Source organism: Paenibacillus contaminans (assembly GCF_003285015.1).
GTDB lineage: Bacteria > Bacillota > Bacilli > Paenibacillales > NBRC-103111 > Paenibacillus_V > Paenibacillus_V contaminans.
The window spans coordinates 35434-52065 of sequence record NZ_QMFB01000034.1; the positions used below are offsets into that span (position 1 = coordinate 35434).

18 protein-coding genes are annotated in these 16632 nt (G+C 49.1%); 9 read left to right on the top strand and 9 right to left on the bottom strand.

What is annotated here, in order from left to right; genetic code table 11:
- The first annotated feature begins 167 nt into the window (after window positions 1-167).
- From DQG23_RS35060 to DQG23_RS35090, 7 genes are all read left to right on the top strand, one after another.
- Entirely contained in the window at window positions 168-1772 is a 1605-nt protein-coding gene (locus DQG23_RS35060) for a spore germination protein (protein ID WP_113035701.1), read from the top strand.
- Window positions 1773-1802: 30 nt separating this feature from the next.
- Window positions 1803-3002 (top strand): Ger(x)C family spore germination protein, encoded by a 1200-nt coding sequence (locus DQG23_RS35065; protein ID WP_113035702.1) that lies wholly within the window; start codon window positions 1803-1805, stop codon window positions 3000-3002.
- Between the two features lie 12 nt (window positions 3003-3014).
- The gene (locus DQG23_RS35070; protein WP_113035703.1) at window positions 3015-3248 is read left to right on the top strand and encodes a hypothetical protein; all 234 of its coding nucleotides are present in this window, start codon (window positions 3015-3017) and stop codon (window positions 3246-3248) included.
- A 47-nt stretch (window positions 3249-3295) separates the two neighbouring features.
- The gene (locus DQG23_RS35075; protein WP_113035704.1) at window positions 3296-4390 is read left to right on the top strand and encodes a GerAB/ArcD/ProY family transporter; all 1095 of its coding nucleotides are present in this window, start codon (window positions 3296-3298) and stop codon (window positions 4388-4390) included.
- 16 nt (window positions 4391-4406) lie between these two features.
- The gene (locus DQG23_RS35080) at window positions 4407-5498 is read left to right on the top strand and encodes a GerAB/ArcD/ProY family transporter (RefSeq protein WP_113035705.1); all 1092 of its coding nucleotides are present in this window, start codon (window positions 4407-4409) and stop codon (window positions 5496-5498) included.
- A gap of 878 nt (window positions 5499-6376) precedes the next feature.
- Window positions 6377-6940, top strand: coding sequence for an RNA polymerase sigma factor (locus tag DQG23_RS35085; protein WP_113035706.1), 564 nt, complete (start codon window positions 6377-6379; stop codon window positions 6938-6940).
- Window positions 6937-7671 (top strand): DUF4367 domain-containing protein, encoded by a 735-nt coding sequence (locus tag DQG23_RS35090; RefSeq protein ID WP_113035707.1) that lies wholly within the window; start codon window positions 6937-6939, stop codon window positions 7669-7671. Before DQG23_RS35085 ends, DQG23_RS35090 begins: the two co-directional genes overlap by 4 nt.
- A 202-nt stretch (window positions 7672-7873) precedes the next feature.
- Here DQG23_RS35090 and DQG23_RS35095 read toward each other — a convergent pair whose 3' ends face one another.
- Both DQG23_RS35095 and DQG23_RS35100 read right to left on the bottom strand, forming a co-directional pair.
- Window positions 7874-8194: a cupin domain-containing protein gene (locus DQG23_RS35095; RefSeq protein WP_113035708.1), complete on the bottom strand. Its 321-nt coding sequence runs from the start codon at window positions 8192-8194 to the stop codon at window positions 7874-7876.
- A 50-nt stretch (window positions 8195-8244) separates the two neighbouring features.
- Entirely contained in the window at window positions 8245-8685 is a 441-nt protein-coding gene (locus DQG23_RS35100; RefSeq protein WP_113035709.1) for an SRPBCC family protein, read from the bottom strand.
- A gap of 65 nt (window positions 8686-8750) precedes the next feature.
- Here DQG23_RS35100 and DQG23_RS42380 point away from each other — a divergent pair, with 65 nt between their 5' ends.
- Window positions 8751-8900: a hypothetical protein gene (locus tag DQG23_RS42380; protein ID WP_158560865.1), complete on the top strand. Its 150-nt coding sequence runs from the start codon at window positions 8751-8753 to the stop codon at window positions 8898-8900.
- A 10-nt stretch (window positions 8901-8910) separates the two neighbouring features.
- Here the strand turns inward: DQG23_RS42380 and DQG23_RS35110 are convergent, their stop codons facing one another.
- Both DQG23_RS35110 and DQG23_RS35115 read right to left on the bottom strand, forming a co-directional pair.
- Window positions 8911-10020: a sensor histidine kinase gene (locus DQG23_RS35110; RefSeq protein WP_238178180.1), complete on the bottom strand. Its 1110-nt coding sequence runs from the start codon at window positions 10018-10020 to the stop codon at window positions 8911-8913.
- On the bottom strand, window positions 10010-10711 hold the full coding sequence (locus tag DQG23_RS35115) for a response regulator transcription factor (protein WP_113035760.1): 702 nt from the start codon (window positions 10709-10711) through the stop codon (window positions 10010-10012). The genes DQG23_RS35110 and DQG23_RS35115 overlap by 11 nt, the downstream gene beginning before the upstream one ends.
- Here DQG23_RS35115 and DQG23_RS41965 point away from each other — a divergent pair.
- Window positions 10700-11038 carry a hypothetical protein gene (locus DQG23_RS41965; protein ID WP_146762444.1) on the top strand — a complete coding sequence of 113 codons (339 nt, stop codon included), beginning with the start codon at window positions 10700-10702 and terminating at the stop codon, window positions 11036-11038. The two genes, DQG23_RS35115 and DQG23_RS41965, sit on opposite strands and share 12 nt — an antisense overlap.
- 33 nt (window positions 11039-11071) lie before the next feature.
- On the opposite strand, the gene DQG23_RS35125 is transcribed toward DQG23_RS41965, so the two are convergent.
- The 5 genes from DQG23_RS35125 to DQG23_RS35145 form a co-directional block, all read right to left on the bottom strand.
- A complete protein-coding gene (locus DQG23_RS35125; RefSeq protein ID WP_113035712.1) occupies window positions 11072-11794 on the bottom strand; it encodes a peptidoglycan recognition protein family protein in 723 nt (240 codons plus the stop codon).
- Window positions 11795-11837: 43 nt separating this feature from the next.
- The gene (locus tag DQG23_RS35130) at window positions 11838-12107 is read right to left on the bottom strand and encodes a hypothetical protein (protein WP_238178181.1); all 270 of its coding nucleotides are present in this window, start codon (window positions 12105-12107) and stop codon (window positions 11838-11840) included.
- 77 nt (window positions 12108-12184) lie between these two features.
- Window positions 12185-12619 (bottom strand): hypothetical protein, encoded by a 435-nt coding sequence (locus tag DQG23_RS35135; RefSeq protein ID WP_113035713.1) that lies wholly within the window; start codon window positions 12617-12619, stop codon window positions 12185-12187.
- Between the two features lie 100 nt (window positions 12620-12719).
- Entirely contained in the window at window positions 12720-15353 is a 2634-nt protein-coding gene (locus DQG23_RS35140; RefSeq protein ID WP_113035714.1) for a peptidase G2 autoproteolytic cleavage domain-containing protein, read from the bottom strand.
- Between the two features lie 24 nt (window positions 15354-15377).
- Entirely contained in the window at window positions 15378-16622 is a 1245-nt protein-coding gene (locus tag DQG23_RS35145) for a hypothetical protein (protein WP_113035715.1), read from the bottom strand.
- Window positions 16623-16632: the final 10 nt, after the last annotated feature.

The window sequence follows — 16632 nt, forward strand, 5'->3', positions numbered from 1 at the left end:
TTTCACGTAAACCACTATACTGCACAACCTTTAAGCAAACGGAAAATAATCGTAAAGAATTTCTTAAGTTAATCTGTATAAATCTAAAGGTCCTGGATGACGGTATAAAATTCCACCTGCAGACAAACGCTATCAATGGAAATCAACGAATTAAGGAGACGGCCCCGATGGACAAGCTCGCGCGAATGATACGAAAAAAGTTTCAGCGTCCATCACCGGCAAGCTTAAGCGGAGGTCCGACTGACAAGCAGCCGGGCGAAGCCGAGAAGCTGAATCCCGTTCTGCACGAAAGCTTGCGGCATATTAAAGAAGCTGTCGGCTTCAGCACGGACCTTATCGTCAGAGAGATTCGGATCGGCGCCGCCGGAACCGTCAAAACCGGCATTGTGTACACGGAAGGAATGGCCGACAAGGATCTCATCAACCGTTTCTTGGATGCGCTCATGCTGCATTCGAAAGAAACCGTTCTTCCCCGGAACGAAACCGATGACGGGAATACGATGACGGTGCTCAAGCAATTTATATTGACGCTTGGCGATATTCAGGAAATTCGCGATTATCGATCGGCGTTCTCCTCCATCTTGTCGGGAGACACCGTCATTCTGGTCGACGGCTACGATTACGGCTTCGCAGCCGGCACGAAGGGAATCGACGACCGTGGCGTACAGGAGGCCTCCGTGCAGACGGTCGTCCGCGGCCCCCGGGAATCGTTTTCGGAAAATATACGCAAAAATACCGCGCTCATCCGGCGCAAAATCAATAACCCGAATCTATGGCTGGAATCGATGTCCATCGGGCGGGTGACCCGAACCCAGGTAGCCGTCATGTATGTCAAAGGCATCGCCAATGACAAAATCGTCGAGGAAATCCGCACACGGCTGAAGCGGATCGATATCGACGGCATTTTCGAGACCGGCAATATCGAAGAGCTGATCCAGGACGAGACGATTACCCCGTTTCCGACCATATACAATACGGAGAGGCCCGACACGGTCGCCGCCAATCTGCTTGAGGGCCGTATCGCCATTCTCGTCGACGGAACGCCCGTCGTGCTTGTCGCGCCGGTCGTCTTCACGCAATTCCTGCAATCGTCGGAGGATTATTACCAGCGTTCGGATTTCGGACTGATCCGCCTGCTGCGCCTCGTTGCGTTTTTCATCACGCTTCTTGCGCCTTCGTTATACATTTCCGTGACGACATTTCATCAGGAAATGCTGCCGACAACCTTGATGATGAGCATTGCCGCACAAAGGGAGCGTGTGCCTTTTCCCGCCGCCGTGGAAGCATTCTTGATGGAATTTACGTTCGAGCTGCTGCGCGAAGCCGGTATCCGGATGCCGCGGGCGGTCGGTCCCGCCATCTCGATCGTCGGCGCCCTCGTGCTCGGCGAAGCTGCAGTGCGTGCCGGTCTCGTGTCCTCCGCGATGGTCATCGTCGTTTCGATCACCGCGATATCCAGCTTCATTTTGCCGACGTTCTCCATGTCGATTCCGGTTCGTATTTTGCGCTTTCTGCTAATGGGCCTCGCTGCGAGCTTCGGACTGTTCGGCGTTTTCGTCGGGCTGATCCTGCTCAACCTGCATCTATGCAGCTTGCGCTCCTTCGGGGTGCCGTATATGGCCCCAATGGCGCCGCTTATTTCCGCCGATCAGAAGGATACGATATTGCGTATGCCGTTATGGGCTTTGCGTACCCGCCCCAGACTGATCAGCGGGCAAAATACCGTACGGCAGCAAACGCCTCCTCCCGGTCCGGATCAGGAAAAGAAGTAAGTTACGTGATGAAAATCTGGTGGTGTGACGATGCGTACAATCGCCCTTAGCTGCGTAATACTCATTCTGTGTGCGCTGGCCGCCGGCTGCTGGAGCCGCAAAGAAATGAACGATATCGCCATCGTTGCAGGACTCTCCGTTGACAAAGCGGACGGCAAATACCTGCTTTCCGCGCAAATTTTGAATCCCGGCCAAATGTCCGAGCAGCAGGGGCAAGGCGGCGGAGCGCCGGTTACAACCTTCGCCACCGAGGCGGATACGATCCATGAGGGCATTCGCAAGCTGACGGCCGTTTCGCCGCGGAAGCTGCATTTTTCGCATATCCGGATATTCTTGCTGGGAGAAGAAATCGCCCGCGAAGGGATTCGCAACGTCCTCGACCTGTTCCTGCGCGATCACGAGCTTCGCCCGGATTTTTATGTCGCAGTGGCGAAAGGGACGAAAGCCGTCGATATTTTAAGCACCTTCACCACGCTTGAAAAAGTGCCCGCCGAGAAGCTGTACAAAGGACTCGAGACATCGGAAAAATATTGGGCGCCGTCGGTCGGCGTTCATCTGGACGATCTGATCAAGGCTCTAATAAGCGAAGGCAGACAGCCCGTTTTAATGGGACTTGAAATTAGCGGCGACGTCCGCAAAGCGGATAAAGAGGAGAATACCAAGGCGATTCGTCCCAAAGCCCTCTTGAGATATTCGTCGGTCGGCGTTTTTAAAGAGGATAAATTGATCGGGTGGCTGAACGAGGATGAAAGCAGGGGCTATAACTTCATTGTCGATAACGTAAACCAATCGGTGAGCGATATCTCCTGTCCGCAGGGAGGCAAGCTCGTCGTCGAGCTGATGCGCACCAAAACGAAGTTAAAAGCGAAATTTGCCGAAGGTAAGCCGGAGCTCGAAATCCGAATCGATGCCGAAGGAAACGTTAGCGAAGTGGAGTGCCAAATCGACTTATCCAAGACGAAATCGATTTACGAGCTGGAGAAAAGGGCCGAACAGCGCATTCAGGGTTACGTGGAAGCCGCTGTCCGCAAAGTGCAAACCGGCTTCAAATCCGATATTTTCGGATTCGGCGAAGCGATGCACCGGGACCAACCCAAACACTGGAAGGCGATCAAAAACGAGTGGGGGCAAATGTTCACGACTGTAAGCATCCGTCCGAATGTCGACGTGAAGCTGCGGCGCACGGGCAAAATCGGAAAATCGTTCATCCAGGAAATAAAAAGCGAGTGAGAGGCGATCGGCATGTGGACCATTATCGGAATCCTATTCGTAACCGGCGGCATTGCGGCGATCGAAATCCCGTCCCTTCGGAGACAGAAGCTCAAAAAAGATTTATGGGTCTTTACGGCGCTGCTTGCCTTTGGCGCGAGCCTGACGATCGCCGATGCGCTGAATGCGAAAATTCCGAATATGCTGGATTGGATTTCGTTCCTGTACAAGCCGCTTAGCGACCTGATTTATAACCCGCTGAAGTAGCGGCGGCAGTCGATGTTCCGCAAGCGCGTTTAAAGTGGGGGAGCAGAATGCTTGTCAACGAAAAAATAAGCCCGCGGCAATACATGATCGTCACGGCTCTGTTCACGATCGGAGACGGCATTCTGTACGTTCCGTCTTGGCTGGCAACGGAAGCGAAACAGGATGCCTGGATTGGGGCACTTCTTTGCATGGTCGAAGGTCTGCTGCTGGCTTGGCTGTACATGACGCTTGCAAAAAGGTTTCCTCAATTGACGATAACCGAATACGGCAAAAAGCTTCTCGGCAAATGGCTCGGCACAGCCGCGGCAATCCTCTACGTCACGTTTTTCCTGACCGATGCCTCCCTCATCCTGATGGAAATCGGAGATTTCATCACGACGCAGGTGCTGCCGGAAACGCCCGTCGAATCGGTGCTCATTCTTTTTGCCGCTTCCATCGTGATCGGGACACGCTTAGGGGCGGAAACGATCAGCCGATCGTCGGAGCTGTTGTTTCCATGGTTTATTTTGCTATTTTGCATTCTGATCTTCTTCTTGTGGCCCCAGATCCGAATCGATCAAATCCGCCCCGTTCTCGGCGAAGGAATCAAGCCCGTTGTGAGCGGAAATTTGCGGTTTTTCGGCAATATGGAGGAGACCGTCATCCTCCTGATGCTGTTTCCCTTCGTCAATCAGCCCAGGAAAGCGGCTAAAGCGTATACGATCGGCCTTTTGATCGGCATCTTTATTTTGAGCGTATTGACGCTTATGGCCATTCTCGTGCTGGGCGACAGCTTAACGGCCCTTTACGGCTATCCGAGCTATGCGCTGACGCAAAAAATAAGCGTCGCCGACTTTTTCGAGCGCATCGAAGCCATTATGGCTTTTATGTGGTTCATTACGGTGTATACGAAAATCGCCGTTTGTTATTATGCAGCCGCCATCGGGCTCTCCGGATTGCTCGGACTGAAATCGTCCCGCATCCTGACACTGCCGCTCGGCATTTTGATGTATAATCTCGCCCTTAAATTCGTACCCAACAAAACGTATTTCGATACGTTCGCTTTCTTAATATGGACGCCTTATACGCTGACATACGGCGTGTTTTTCCCACTCGTTTTCCTGTGCGCGGCCATGCTGCGCAAGAGATCCGGTCACTCGTGAAGCAGGCGGGGTGCAAATGAATCATATGGAGCAAATAAGCGCGCGGCAATTTATGATATTGGTCGTGCTGTTTACCGTAGGAACGACAATCCTTATCACGCCCTCGGGTCTTGCGGCAGAGGCCAAGCAAGACGCCTGGATAACCGTGCTCCTCGGTATGGCGGAAGGAGCCTTGCTGCTTTTTCTGTACATGTCGCTTTCCATGCGTTTTCCCAGGTTGACGCTTGTGGAAATATGTCTGGAGCTTCTCGGCAAAAGGCTCGGGACGATCGCAGCGGTATGGTTTGCGAGCTTCGGCTTTATCGCCGCCGCCACCGTTATTTGGGGAGTCAGCAATTTCGTCACGACGGAGCTATTGGTCGAAACGCCGCTCAAAGCCGTCAACCTCCTGTTCGGCGCGATCGTCGTCATCGGCGTCCGCGTCGGCATCGAAACGCTTGGCCGCTCGGCCGAGCTTGCATTCCCGATCGTCTTGGCGCTGTTCGTCGTGCTGGTCGTCTTCATCTCGCCGCAAATCGACTTCGACAACATACGGCCCGTGCTGGAGACGGGGATCAAGCCTCACCTGAAAGCGTCTCTTTCCTATACCAGCTTCTCCAACTTGCCGCTGATCGTATTTCTGATGATATTTCCAAGCAGCCTCGCCGCCGATCCCGGAAAGGCCAAAAAAGCGTTCTGGAACGCAGCGCTCGTCGGAGGCGCGAGCATGACCTTGATCGTCTTGCTCGATATTTTGGTGCTTGGCGCCGATATTACGGCTCAGACGACCTATGTCTCGTTTCTGCTGGCGGGAAAAATCAGAGTGTTCGATTTCCTACAGCGGTTCGAAGCCATCGTCGCAGGCATTTGGCTGACCGGTATGTTCTACAAAACTTGCATCTACTTTTACTCGTCCGTTTACGGTCTCGCCCAGACGTTTAAATTAAACTTCCGGCCGCTTGTTTTGCCGATCGGCCTCGTATTGATCGCCGCTACTCATCATATCTACCCAAGCATCGTGTACGCGCATACCTGGGACGAGCTGACGTGGGTGCCTTATACGATCATGCACGGCTTGGTTATGCCGCTCGTGCTGCTCTTGATCGCAGCTTGGCGTAAGCGGCGCTAGGGACCAGGGGGGGATACGCCGATGTTGGCAGGTTAGCCGTCCCCTGCATTTCCATAACCCTTCGTCGCCGCTAGTTTCGCTTTGCCATCTCAACCGCGTTCTCTCCATCCGCTCCTGTACTCCTGTAGCGCCTCGATTAACCGACGCCACTTTCTCATGCGAGAAACGTTATCGAAAATTCGGAAACCACCTTCGAACGCGCCGCTCCCGCAATTCGATTTTGCCCAACTGGAGCAGGCCTTTCGACCTTGTTTGTCTCTCCAGTCCGATAAAACCCGTTTATAGAGCGGTTTTTAACGTCTCAGGGTGAAAAACCTCTCTCCAAGCGGGCAAAATCGGACTCGGGCGTTACGCCGTGCTTTTCTCCTTACGCCAAGTGGGCAAATTCGGACTCCAGTACAATAGCGTGCTTTTCCCCTTCTCTTCAAGCGGGCAAATTCCAACTCCAGCAGCTCTCTATATGTTACCTCTCGCCGAAAACCATGTTCTGTAGGCATAGTGAGGCAAAGGTTATTATCAGTGAGGTAAACTTTACTATTTCTCGCCAAAAACCCGTGTTTCGGTGAGGTAATGAGGCAAACGCAATTAGTAGTGAGGCAAACGAAATGAATAGTTGCATTTGCCTCATTAACGGGCGAGAACGAGCATTTTACCGGTGCAATAGTGAGGGTAGCCTCATAAACAATAAGGTTCTCCACTATACGCACGTTCCGTGAATAACCGTTATGATATCCATGGTTACTCTCGTAACCAGGACTTCATCCATCCGTAGTTTTAGACTTGATCTCGTACTAGACCCCACTTTTTTTCCGTTATCGCGAACCAACTTCCATTAGAATGTGAATATATAGCAGGACAAAGCAACAGGGGGTGGAATTTTGAATGAACTGGACTTGATCCGGCGCTGCAAAGCGGGGGATATGCAGGCCTACGATTCGTTAATGCGTCCCTATTTGACGATGGCGTTTCGAACGGCGGCGCTCATTACTCACGACCATCACTTGGCGCAGGACGCCGTACAAAATGCATTGATCGAAGTATACCGCACGCTGGACCGATTCCAAGAAAGTAAATCGTCGTCCTTCCGGTCATGGTTTTATAAAATCGTCGTCTTCCGCTCTTTGAACATGCTTCGGCAGACAAAACCGGTTGCGGAGTATATGGAGCGCGCCGACATGATGCCGTCGCCAATCGAAACGATAGTCAGAAACGAGGAAGCCGAAATCCTCCGGCAAGCCGTCAGAAGCATGAAGGTGGAGTATCGCACCGTTCTCGTTTTGTATTATTTTGAGGAGTTCAAAGTAGAGGAAATTGCCGATATTCTCAAAATTCGCAAAGGGACGGTCAAATCCCGCTTGCATAAAGCCAGAAAGCTGTTGGAGAAACAGATTGACGCCCATCGAATCTACGACTTTGCAGTAAAGGAGCTGCGTAACTTATGAAGAATCTCGACCGCCGAATCAAAGCATCATTTCATACGCTCGCTCGCGAGATACCGGTTCCGGAATTTCATATGAATGTACGCGATGCTTTACCGGAGATCCAGCCTATAAAAAGGGGAAGTTTTCGCAAATACACCGTTGCCGCTTTATGTGCGGTCATTTTTTTGACGGCCGTCACGGCGTATGCTAAAGAGGATCTTATGAAGATCGTCACCTATTTTACAAGCTCCGGGGGAGGCGGCAATCTTATAGGCGTTTCATTTAAAACAGGGAAAAATAGCGGCTCCGCGTTCAGTGAGCCGGCAGTCGAGTCGCTGAACGCTTCCGGGTATAACGGTGAACTGGAGCAGATGGTTGGCCTTAGTTTTCCAAGGTTAACCTATCCGGATCTCATCGTTAAAGATCTCCACGCGGAGCTGGTCAATAAAGAGAAACAGCTGTTTTTGATTACTGTATGGGGCCAAATCCCCGGAAACCAACATATAACACTTTCGTTGTACCATAATGTTTCTAAGAAAATGGTCATAGACGGGATGACAAACCGTTCGCCCGACGTAAAGCAAATAGATTTACACGGCGCTGAAGCCACATACGTCAAATCTGACGGCCATTTCGTTCTTGCTTGGAAAAGAGGGAAATGGAGCATCGTTCTCAACGGACGGAATCTGGCGGAGGAAACGCTCTTTGCAATAGCTGAGAATATCGATCGACAAGCAGCCGGCGGGGAATGAATGTAAGCAGCAATTTACTTTCCAAACGAATCAATCGCATCATTTTTTCAGCGATCATCGAATCGCAGCTTCCTGTCTATGCCGGCAATCGCGCCAAAATGAAAAAATCACCGGTCAGGGAGCATCCCTTCGGTGATTTTGCGTGGATATATGCGTTCTCACTCCAAGCCCAGCAAATCTTTGCGCAGCGGNATATGCGTTCTCACTCCAAGCCCAGCAAATCTTTGCGCAGCGGCGTGAACGCGTCCAGCAGCGCGCCCGCCTCCAGTGCTCGGCAGCCGTGCTTGGCGTTGCCCGGAACGCGCAGCGTTTCGCCCGCCTTCAACGGGTGGACCACGCCGTCGACGTTAAATTCGAAGCTTCCCTTCAGACAGTAGGTCATCTGTTCGTGAGGGTGGCTGTGCACATAACCCTCCGCCCCCGCTTCGAAGTGCACTTCCATCATCATAATGGCCTCGCCCGCGTTCAAAATACAACGTTTAACGCCAGGCTCCGCGTTTTCCCAAATGCCGATTTTGCTCATCGTCAGTCGCCTCTCCTTTGAAGTACGGTGATAGATCTCGGATACGGATTCTATGTACGGTTTTCGAGTATAGCTTTGATCCTTTTCAAATCCTTATTGTTGGCACGCTTCATCATCAACGACATGAAGGGAGCGAAAAGCGCGGAAAAACCCGCCGGGTTGCCTCTGTTGCGTAAAGTCATTCGGGTCGCATTCCCGCCGGCCGATTCCCACTCGTACGTCGTTTCCATCGGAAAAGGCCCGTCAGCCGTCCGCATGACAAGCTTTTCACCAGGGACATATTCCGTTATCCGGTATACATACGAAAGTTCTTTCCCCAGGAAATACGCTTTAAAAGCGATTTCGGATCCGATCTGCAAAAGCTTAGCCGTCCGCCATTCTGCGGATTGAATATTGACGTACCATTCCGGCGCATGGTCCGGATTGGCCGCATAAGCGGACACTTGATCACGAGGACGATTTATCGTTATTTCCGTGAAAACGTCAACCACAATAGGATACCTCCCAAATTATACCGTACAACCTTCAGCCTGTATAATAACGCTTTCAGCATTGTTTGGTTAAACGCAGGGCGGATCGCACGCCGCTCCGGAGACCGGTCTGGTACCCCCGCGAAGGACAGCTGCTGGAGCAATATTTGCAGGAGGACGTATTCGACGTGCTGACCGTCAACCTGCATAACTTCGAATCCATGAAAAGCCAATAAAGCTTCCGCCTTATCTGCTTGCGCCGAGCGGTAGCCGCACCTCGAAGCTTGTCCGGCATTGATCGCTCCGTACCGAGATTGCGCCGCCGTGCAGCTCGACGATCGTTTTGGCGATCGCAAGTCCCAGTCCGGAGCCGCCCGTATGCTCGGCACGCGACTTTTCCACGCGATAGAACCGGTCGAACACATGCGGCAGATCGCTTGCCGGTATCGGCTCGCCGTAATTGACAACCTCGGCGACTGCGGCGGAGCCTTCCGTTCGCACGTGAATATCGACGACCTTGCCCTCTCTCCCGTAATGGATCGCGTTGACGAGTAAATTTTCGAACACGCGCACCAATTTATCGCCGTCTGCAGGAACGATTACCTTGGCCTCCTCCGGTACCTGGAGCCGAGCCTCAAGCCCCGCTTCCTGCAGGGAGTGGCGGTACTGGACCGCAAGCTGGCCGAGCATTTCGGCGAGATTAATTGCCGAGCGGTTAAGCGCAATCCCCCCGCCGCTGGCCCGCGTATACTCGAACAGATCGTTGACGAGTACGGTTAGCCTTTGCGATTTTTCGTAAGCGATCGACACGTAATGGCGAAGCTCCACCTCGTCGCGATAGCGGTCCTGCTCGATCAGACCCAAATATCCGCTCAGGGAAGTAAGCGGCGTCCGCAGGTCATGCGATACGTTCGTGATCAGCTCGGCCTTCGTCCGCTCCGCGCGCCGCTCCTCCTCGAGCGATACTTTGAGCTGGGTAGTCATCCGGTTAATATTTTCCGCGAGCGTGCCGAGCTCGTCCTGCGAGTTGACGGGAACGCGCCGGTCGAACCGGCCGTCCGCGATTTGCTGGACCGCTTCGGTTATTTTGACCAAATAACGGATCATACGCTGGGTCAGAATGAGCATGTACACGATAAAGAAGAAAAAAGCGGTCAGCGCCATCATGAAAAACACCGAAAAATCATACCGGCTCGCCACCGCCCTCAATATATCGGTGAACGGAAAAATCCCGATCTGAGAGGCGATCTGCAAAATCGGGATAAGCAGAAGCGTCGTGCCTATAGCCAGAACGGCGCTCATCAGCACGATCGACAATATTTTCCATCTTATGCTGTAAAACAGTTTACGGAACAAGCTTATATCCGACTCCCCATACGGTATGGATCAGTTTTACGCCGCCCGTTTCCTTCTCCAGCTTGTCGCGCAGGTTGCTGATATGAACCATAACCGTGTTATTGGATTGGTAGTACTTTTCTTTCCAAATGCGTTCGTACAGCTCCTCCGCGCTGAACACCCGGTTCGGATTGCTCGCCAGCAGGTGCAAAATACCGAATTCGAGCGAGGTTAAATTCACATGTCGCCCCTCTACGGTGACGGTATGCGTCGATTTGTTAATCTGCACCGTATGAATGTCGATCGTATCGTTGTTTCCCGACTGTGCCGACAGCTGTGCATTCAAGCCGTACGTTCGACGCAGCAGCGATTTGACCCGGGCAAGCAGCTCGAGCGGGTTGAACGGCTTCACCAAATAATCGTCCGCACCGGTTACGAGCCCGAGAATTTTATCCCCGTCCTCCGCCTTCGCGCTCAGCATCAGGATCGGGATCGCCTGCTCGCGGCGCAGCTCCCGGCATACTTCCAGCCCGTCCATGCCCGGCATCATGATGTCGAGGATGACGAGATGGAACGTTCGATCGGCCAGCAGCCGAAGCGCCTGGTGCCCGTCATGCGCCTTTGTCACTTCATAGCCCTCGTTCAGCAAATAAATCTCAACCAGATTCGCGATCGACTTGTCGTCGTCGACAATCAATATATGTCTATTCATCGTCCTCAGCAGGTCCTTTCCTTCACTTCCCCCCATTTTACCATAAAAGGAAGCGGAAAAAGAACGGCCGCCGCGAAGGCTAAAATCGCCGTCAGGATTGCCCAGTATTACTCGCTGGGAAAAGGAAAAGAAGCGCTGCCTATGATCATGACACCCCTCTCCGGTACTATCGGCTTATTGTTATTTGACGAGCGGCAGCAGACTGATGTTGCACATGCTGCGAAGTTGTATGCTTGGCTACCTTCTCGCGGCGCCAATGTGGTACTGCTGCGATCCTACTATCTGGTCGGCGGATTCTCCATCGTGCTACGCAATACCATGTGTTGAGGCGCTCTCGGAGCGAGTTTTAAACTCGTCCACTCAAACCTCGACACCCTGCTGCCGCGCCAGAATGACCATGTTTAACCATGCAATTTCGGAGTGGCTAAGTTCCATTTTGTACGCTTTTTCAGCCCATGTATAGTCCGAGATCACCCCTTTGCGGTACAACCCGTCCAGGGAATCTCCGAGCATTTTCCACTGCCATTGCTGTTCAAGCTTCATTGTATCTTCATCCTCTTGTTGGTTTTCTAAATAGGCCTGCTTTACGTTCTCGACATGCTCCGTCCATGAGATTCCCCATGACGCCAAATAAGCGATCGGATCGGCATGATCGGTCCCGCCAAAATTCCTCGACACCCAATCGTGAGAAAGCAGAGTCACGTTATCGACGACCTGATGTCCTCCCCGATATAGGATATACGCGAGCAGCCAGGCGTACATGTCATACGACTTTTTGAATGCGTCCGGCTCTCGCGTTCTGCATAGCTCGACGTGGACATAACGCTGATTCGCCGTAAAACCCGCTCCGTAAGCGATGTAGTTATGATCCGCGCATTGGCGGATACCGCTGGAATCGACGAAGTAATGGACGAAGGCGTTTTTCCAATTTCTGCGCTCGTACATAATTTCGTTCGCCGCCGATGCATACCCCGCCGTTTCGTGGCTCACAACGCCTTCATACTTACCTGCACCCAATCGGTAAGGAATTTTAGGAACGCCTTCGATGAAGTCGGGTATGATGGAATATTTCATTTTGAACATACTTATTGACTCCAGTTCTATAGGAATTGAGCAGTCTTTCAAGCTACTGCTGCTTATCGTCGCCGCTTTTAGGCGTTTTCGAATAATGATAGGCGCCGCTCGCCGTTAAGCCGACCAATGAAATCATAATTAAAGTCTGCTGCACGCGCTCCGGAACCAGAATAAAGATCGCTGCTACGATCAAAGCAAACAAATGATTATGCTTGCTGGGAACGCCGTAAACTTTCAAAATCCCTACGAACGACGCCACAATTGCGGCTAACGTAAGAATTTCGCTTGTAAGGACTTCGCCCGGCAGTTCGTTCATCTCCATGTCATCTCCCCCATAATCCCATCATGCTCTCTATCTTTATTCCAAATGCAAAAGCAAGCAAAATAAAAAAGAAGCAATTAAGCCTCCTCAAATTCTTTTTCTTGCATTTTTCTAAGATGACCTTCCAGCGCAAAGACTTTATTCTGCAAATGTTTGTTTTCAATTTCAAGTTCCGTATACTTGACTCTCCATTCTTTGTCCAGTTCAACATATTTGTTTTTCCATTGCAGAACTTCTTCTTCTAAAGAAATGCTTCTTTGGTGATACCTGTCTACGAGTTTCATATATTTGTCAACAGTTTCTTCAAGTACAACCATTCTTTCGTACAAATCATCACGAAATTTTTGTTCATCATCGGACAGTTGTTTTCTGTCTGTAATTGATTTTTCTTTTTTATTTTGGTTTTTTGCGACCAAAAATCCTAAGTAGCCTGTTACGAAAGTTCCAAGTACGCCAAAAATTCCAGCGATAACCGCTGGATTATCTATTGTGCCTTTGATTTCTCCACTCATATCCGTTTTGTACCACCTTCCTAATGTTAGTTTATTAATATTTGACTTTTTAAAAAAATACCCTAATAGCTAGCTTCTGATAGCCATTAAGGTATTTTTATTACTTAACGAGAATCAGTATGATATTAGGAGCTACACGTTTCATGACGCGGTAACCAGTAGTTACTCTAGTAGCAATACCATTACCATTAGGTGTGCAATAACCATTAACCACACATGTCCCGTCGTCACGAACAAGAAGTTTACCCATCATACCAATGGCAGACCATTCTTTGCGTTGTTCACGAGGAATGTATTCCATATTAGAATCCCATTCAGGATTGAGAACTGGTAGATATTCTTGCCCTGCGGGACTAATGATAATCTCTTCAACGTATCCCTCTTTGACAAGAACTTCTTCGTAGTACCCTTCTTTAATAATCTCACCCTGATCACCAATTTCAGGTTCAGAGTATTTTATTTCATACTCTGGATTATGAGTTATCACTTGTTTCTTTTCCGGCTCATCTATATACTGGTAACGAATTCGTCCCCATTTGTCCTTCAGGTATTTTTGGTTCCAATCATCCTGATGACTATCACCTACTACAGATGGATTTACGGAGACAACACCTAAGATAAATTCATCTTCGTTAGTAGCTTTTCTTATTTTATCTCCATCTAATGTAACAAATAACCCTGTTCTATCTTCATTGTTAGGATTACCGTCTTGCCATTCAAAGTACTCCGCGTAGTCTGCACCAGATGAATTAAATGCAGATAGACCATATACATTACCATTGAATGCAACCCTAAATGCATTAGAACGAGAAGAAGATGATCCGTTTCCAATGACAAATGCATCTGCTGAACTGTTAAACATAGTTGCACTACCTGCCATTGGTTTGTTGTAGGAACCAATGGCAGTACCAGCAAATATATCTGCGGTTGTATAGTAACCGGCTGCATGTGAATTAGTCCCACCGGCTACTGAACTAGTTCCTTCTGCATGGGAGCTTGACCCTAGAGCTATAGTTTCCGCCCCTTCTGCATGGGAGGATACACCTTTGGCTATAGTAGATGACCCTTCTGCATGGGAATGATAACTAGAAGAGACTGTATTGAACCCCTCTGCATGTGGTGCTGATGAGCTACTACTGAAGTTTCGTAAAATAACTAAACAGTTAGATGGATCAGAAATATTCGTGAATTCTATATAATCCCCGTTTTTATATGATATTGTATCAATCATAGGGGGAGCATTATAGCGGAAAGCAATTAACATAGTATCCCCGACAGAGAGATTGTTAGAACCTATATCTATTCTTTTATCCCCTCCAACACCTGTACTTTTAACAATCCAAGATTCGGAACGTATCGCCGTTGTATAAAAACCTTCAGCGTGAGCGCCCCATCCGTGCGCAAAAGTACCAAAACCTTCTGCGTGACTCCCATCATTTGCTATGCACTCCCTACCCTCGGCATGAGCGTGTGCCCCAATTGCGATAGAGTTATTTCCTTCAGCATGGGCTGCCTTACCCATAGCCCTAGTTTTAAATCCCTCAGAATGAGCTGACATAGCTGTTGTATTCGTATAAAGTTTGACTAAATGAGTATAGTCAGCATTTGGTGTGTTATTAGTTAAGGTTACTAAATAACCTGTAGTAGTATTTGAAGCAGATGCCACTTTATCAAGGAGTACTCCGGTTTTTGTAATAATAAAAACATTCTCCCCAGAAATAAAGCCTGTAAAAGTTCCTAAAGTTACTTTTTTATTAACAGCATCGAATGCGATTATTTTTGCACCACCATCAGAATCAATTGCAATAGTTTCCGTACCTTCAGCATGTGTTTGGTAGCCATAAGCTCTCGTTGCATACCCTTCAGCATGAGAATACTCTCCCGCCGCCTCCGAAGATGAATTCTCAGCAAAAGAATTGTTACCAGTACTAGCATAACTAACGATACTATCTAATTTAATCTTGTCATTACTTGACATAAGGCCTGTTACAGTATTAGTGGCAACAGCAGTACTAGCCTTTGCATTCCATGTTATTTTCTCAGTATCAGTAACAAAGCGTTTTGTTGTGCTTTCAGTAATATCTGTAGCATTATGAGTATGTGTGGCTGGAGTGAATGTACTTGGAACACCCGTAATTTCTCCCCAAGCTACGTTACTCCAGCTAATACTCCCTGCTGTTGCTCCAGCTTTTAATACCTTTCCATTATTTGTAGTCCCTGTAGCTGGAACATGTAAGTTTCCGTCTCCTGTAGGATGTGTATAAACAATTGCTTCTGTTCCATTGATAGAGATACTACCATTGTTAGCATGATTCACTACCGCAGAAGCACTTGTTGCAATACCATTTAATTTAGTATTCAATGCCGTTGTGTAACTTGCTGTAGTAGCATCTAAAACAGCTTGGTTCGCGTGTGTATGCCTTTTAGTCACTGCATCATCAATAGTAGCTACAGCCGATGTTGGCTTACCAGTAAGACTTGCCCAATCGGAAGCAATAGGTGGAAGCTGCGCAAGCGGAACTTTGCCGCTTGCATCCAATCCAGCGTAGCCATTGACCACACCTTTTTTAGAAACATTCTCTGGAGTAAACCCAAGACTATCTTGCTTTAATATAAGCTTATCTTCAATGTTCTTACTATCGGGAAAAATTACATTTTTACTCTTAGTTACAGGATAAATATTATCCCAATCAGTTCCGTTATGTCGTTTGATTAGAATATTCTTTTCTGCCATAATTCGATCATCTTCCCTTCCATTTTAAGTGATTTCTTCAAACCAAATATCTGCTCCTGTTGGTGCAGTAGTTGAAAGAACAATCTTTGTTTTGCCGTTCCATGTTGATTTTTCAGTATCAGAAGTGAACCTTTTTGTTACACTCTCTGTAATATCTGTCGCTGCGTGAGTATGCGTTGATGGAGTAAATGAGCTTGGCTTCCCTGTTATTTCCGAATAATCGACACTTGCCCAGGACATGCTTCCAGCCGTTGAACCGGCTTTCAGAACTTTCCCGTTATTGCTTGTCCCGGTTGCAGGAACGTGCAAATTACCTTCGGTTGAGGGATGAACGTAATTATTCGCATTAGCCGCGATCCCGTCCAGCTTCGTCTTATCCGCAGCCGAAAGAAAACCGGCTACAGAAGGAGTTGCTGTTGCATGAGCCGTGCCGCCGATTCCAATATGACTGGAAGGAGCTGCATCCGTAATACCGTAGCCTGAAAGAGTCGTAGGCAGCCCCGTAATATTTGACCAGTTTACTGTTCCGCCGCCCCCGACTAGTAGCCACGTTCCTGAAATATTATCCAAATAAATTTTTCCGCTGTCCGTAGCAATGTATAGAGACTTGCCCCCTGTAGCCGCAGGTTTAGATGCGTCGCTGCCATTTAAAATTTTGGCAGGAGTAAACCCTAGCGCAGCGTTAATATCAGCGGCACTAATTTCAGCACGAATGGTTGCAGAGCTTTTATTTTCCACATTTCCTAGTCCAACATCAGCTTTGGTCGTTCCGTGCGGATTTGTACCGGTCGGATGAATATAAACATCTACATCGACGCCGTTTATTTTTATTTTGCCGTTCGTAGCAGCTTGCACTTTGGTTGCTCCATCGGCAATTCCGTCGAGCTTCGTTTTTAGCGGGGCAGTAAAATCATTCGTTGTCAGTGTTTTACCGGCTACAATATCCACTTTCCCGGCTAGTTTCGTAAGAATCGTATTTGCAAAATTCGGATCGTTTCCTAATGCTGCAACAATTTCCTGCAAAGTATCCAGAGTCGAAGGAGCGGTACCGACCAATGCTTGGATGGCATTATTGATGTCGGTTTGCGTAGCTTTGGCATTCCAGGCTGTCCGCTCCGCACTTGTAATATGCTTTACTGTGTCCGTAACATGCTGTTCGACTGTTTCTCCGCTGCCTGACTCCACTAATATCGCTTTGGTCTTTGGGAACAGGCTGTCCCAATCAACGCCGTTATTGTACTTTATTTGAATGTTTTTATTAGAAGCCATTGTGTCATAC

Coding starts and splice junctions, on each gene's coding strand:
- DQG23_RS35060 (WP_113035701.1), top strand. CDS start 168: ATGGACAAGCTCGCGCGAATGATACGAAAAAAGTTTCAGCGTCCATCA.
- DQG23_RS35065 (WP_113035702.1), top strand. CDS start 1,803: ATGCGTACAATCGCCCTTAGCTGCGTAATACTCATTCTGTGTGCGCTG.
- DQG23_RS35070 (WP_113035703.1), top strand. CDS start 3,015: ATGTGGACCATTATCGGAATCCTATTCGTAACCGGCGGCATTGCGGCG.
- DQG23_RS35075 (WP_113035704.1), top strand. CDS start 3,296: ATGCTTGTCAACGAAAAAATAAGCCCGCGGCAATACATGATCGTCACG.
- DQG23_RS35080 (WP_113035705.1), top strand. CDS start 4,407: ATGAATCATATGGAGCAAATAAGCGCGCGGCAATTTATGATATTGGTC.
- DQG23_RS35090 (WP_113035707.1), top strand. CDS start 6,937: ATGAAGAATCTCGACCGCCGAATCAAAGCATCATTTCATACGCTCGCT.
- DQG23_RS35095 (WP_113035708.1), bottom strand. CDS start 8,194: ATGAGCAAAATCGGCATTTGGGAAAACGCGGAGCCTGGCGTTAAACGT.
- DQG23_RS41965 (WP_146762444.1), top strand. CDS start 10,700: ATGTCTATTCATCGTCCTCAGCAGGTCCTTTCCTTCACTTCCCCCCAT.
- DQG23_RS35115 (WP_113035760.1), bottom strand. CDS start 10,711: ATGAATAGACATATATTGATTGTCGACGACGACAAGTCGATCGCGAAT.
- DQG23_RS35125 (WP_113035712.1), bottom strand. CDS start 11,794: ATGTTCAAAATGAAATATTCCATCATACCCGACTTCATCGAAGGCGTT.
- DQG23_RS35130 (WP_238178181.1), bottom strand. CDS start 12,107: ATGGAGATGAACGAACTGCCGGGCGAAGTCCTTACAAGCGAAATTCTT.
- DQG23_RS35135 (WP_113035713.1), bottom strand. CDS start 12,619: ATGAGTGGAGAAATCAAAGGCACAATAGATAATCCAGCGGTTATCGCT.
- DQG23_RS35140 (WP_113035714.1), bottom strand. CDS start 15,353: ATGGCAGAAAAGAATATTCTAATCAAACGACATAACGGAACTGATTGG.
- DQG23_RS35145 (WP_113035715.1), bottom strand. CDS start 16,622: ATGGCTTCTAATAAAAACATTCAAATAAAGTACAATAACGGCGTTGAT.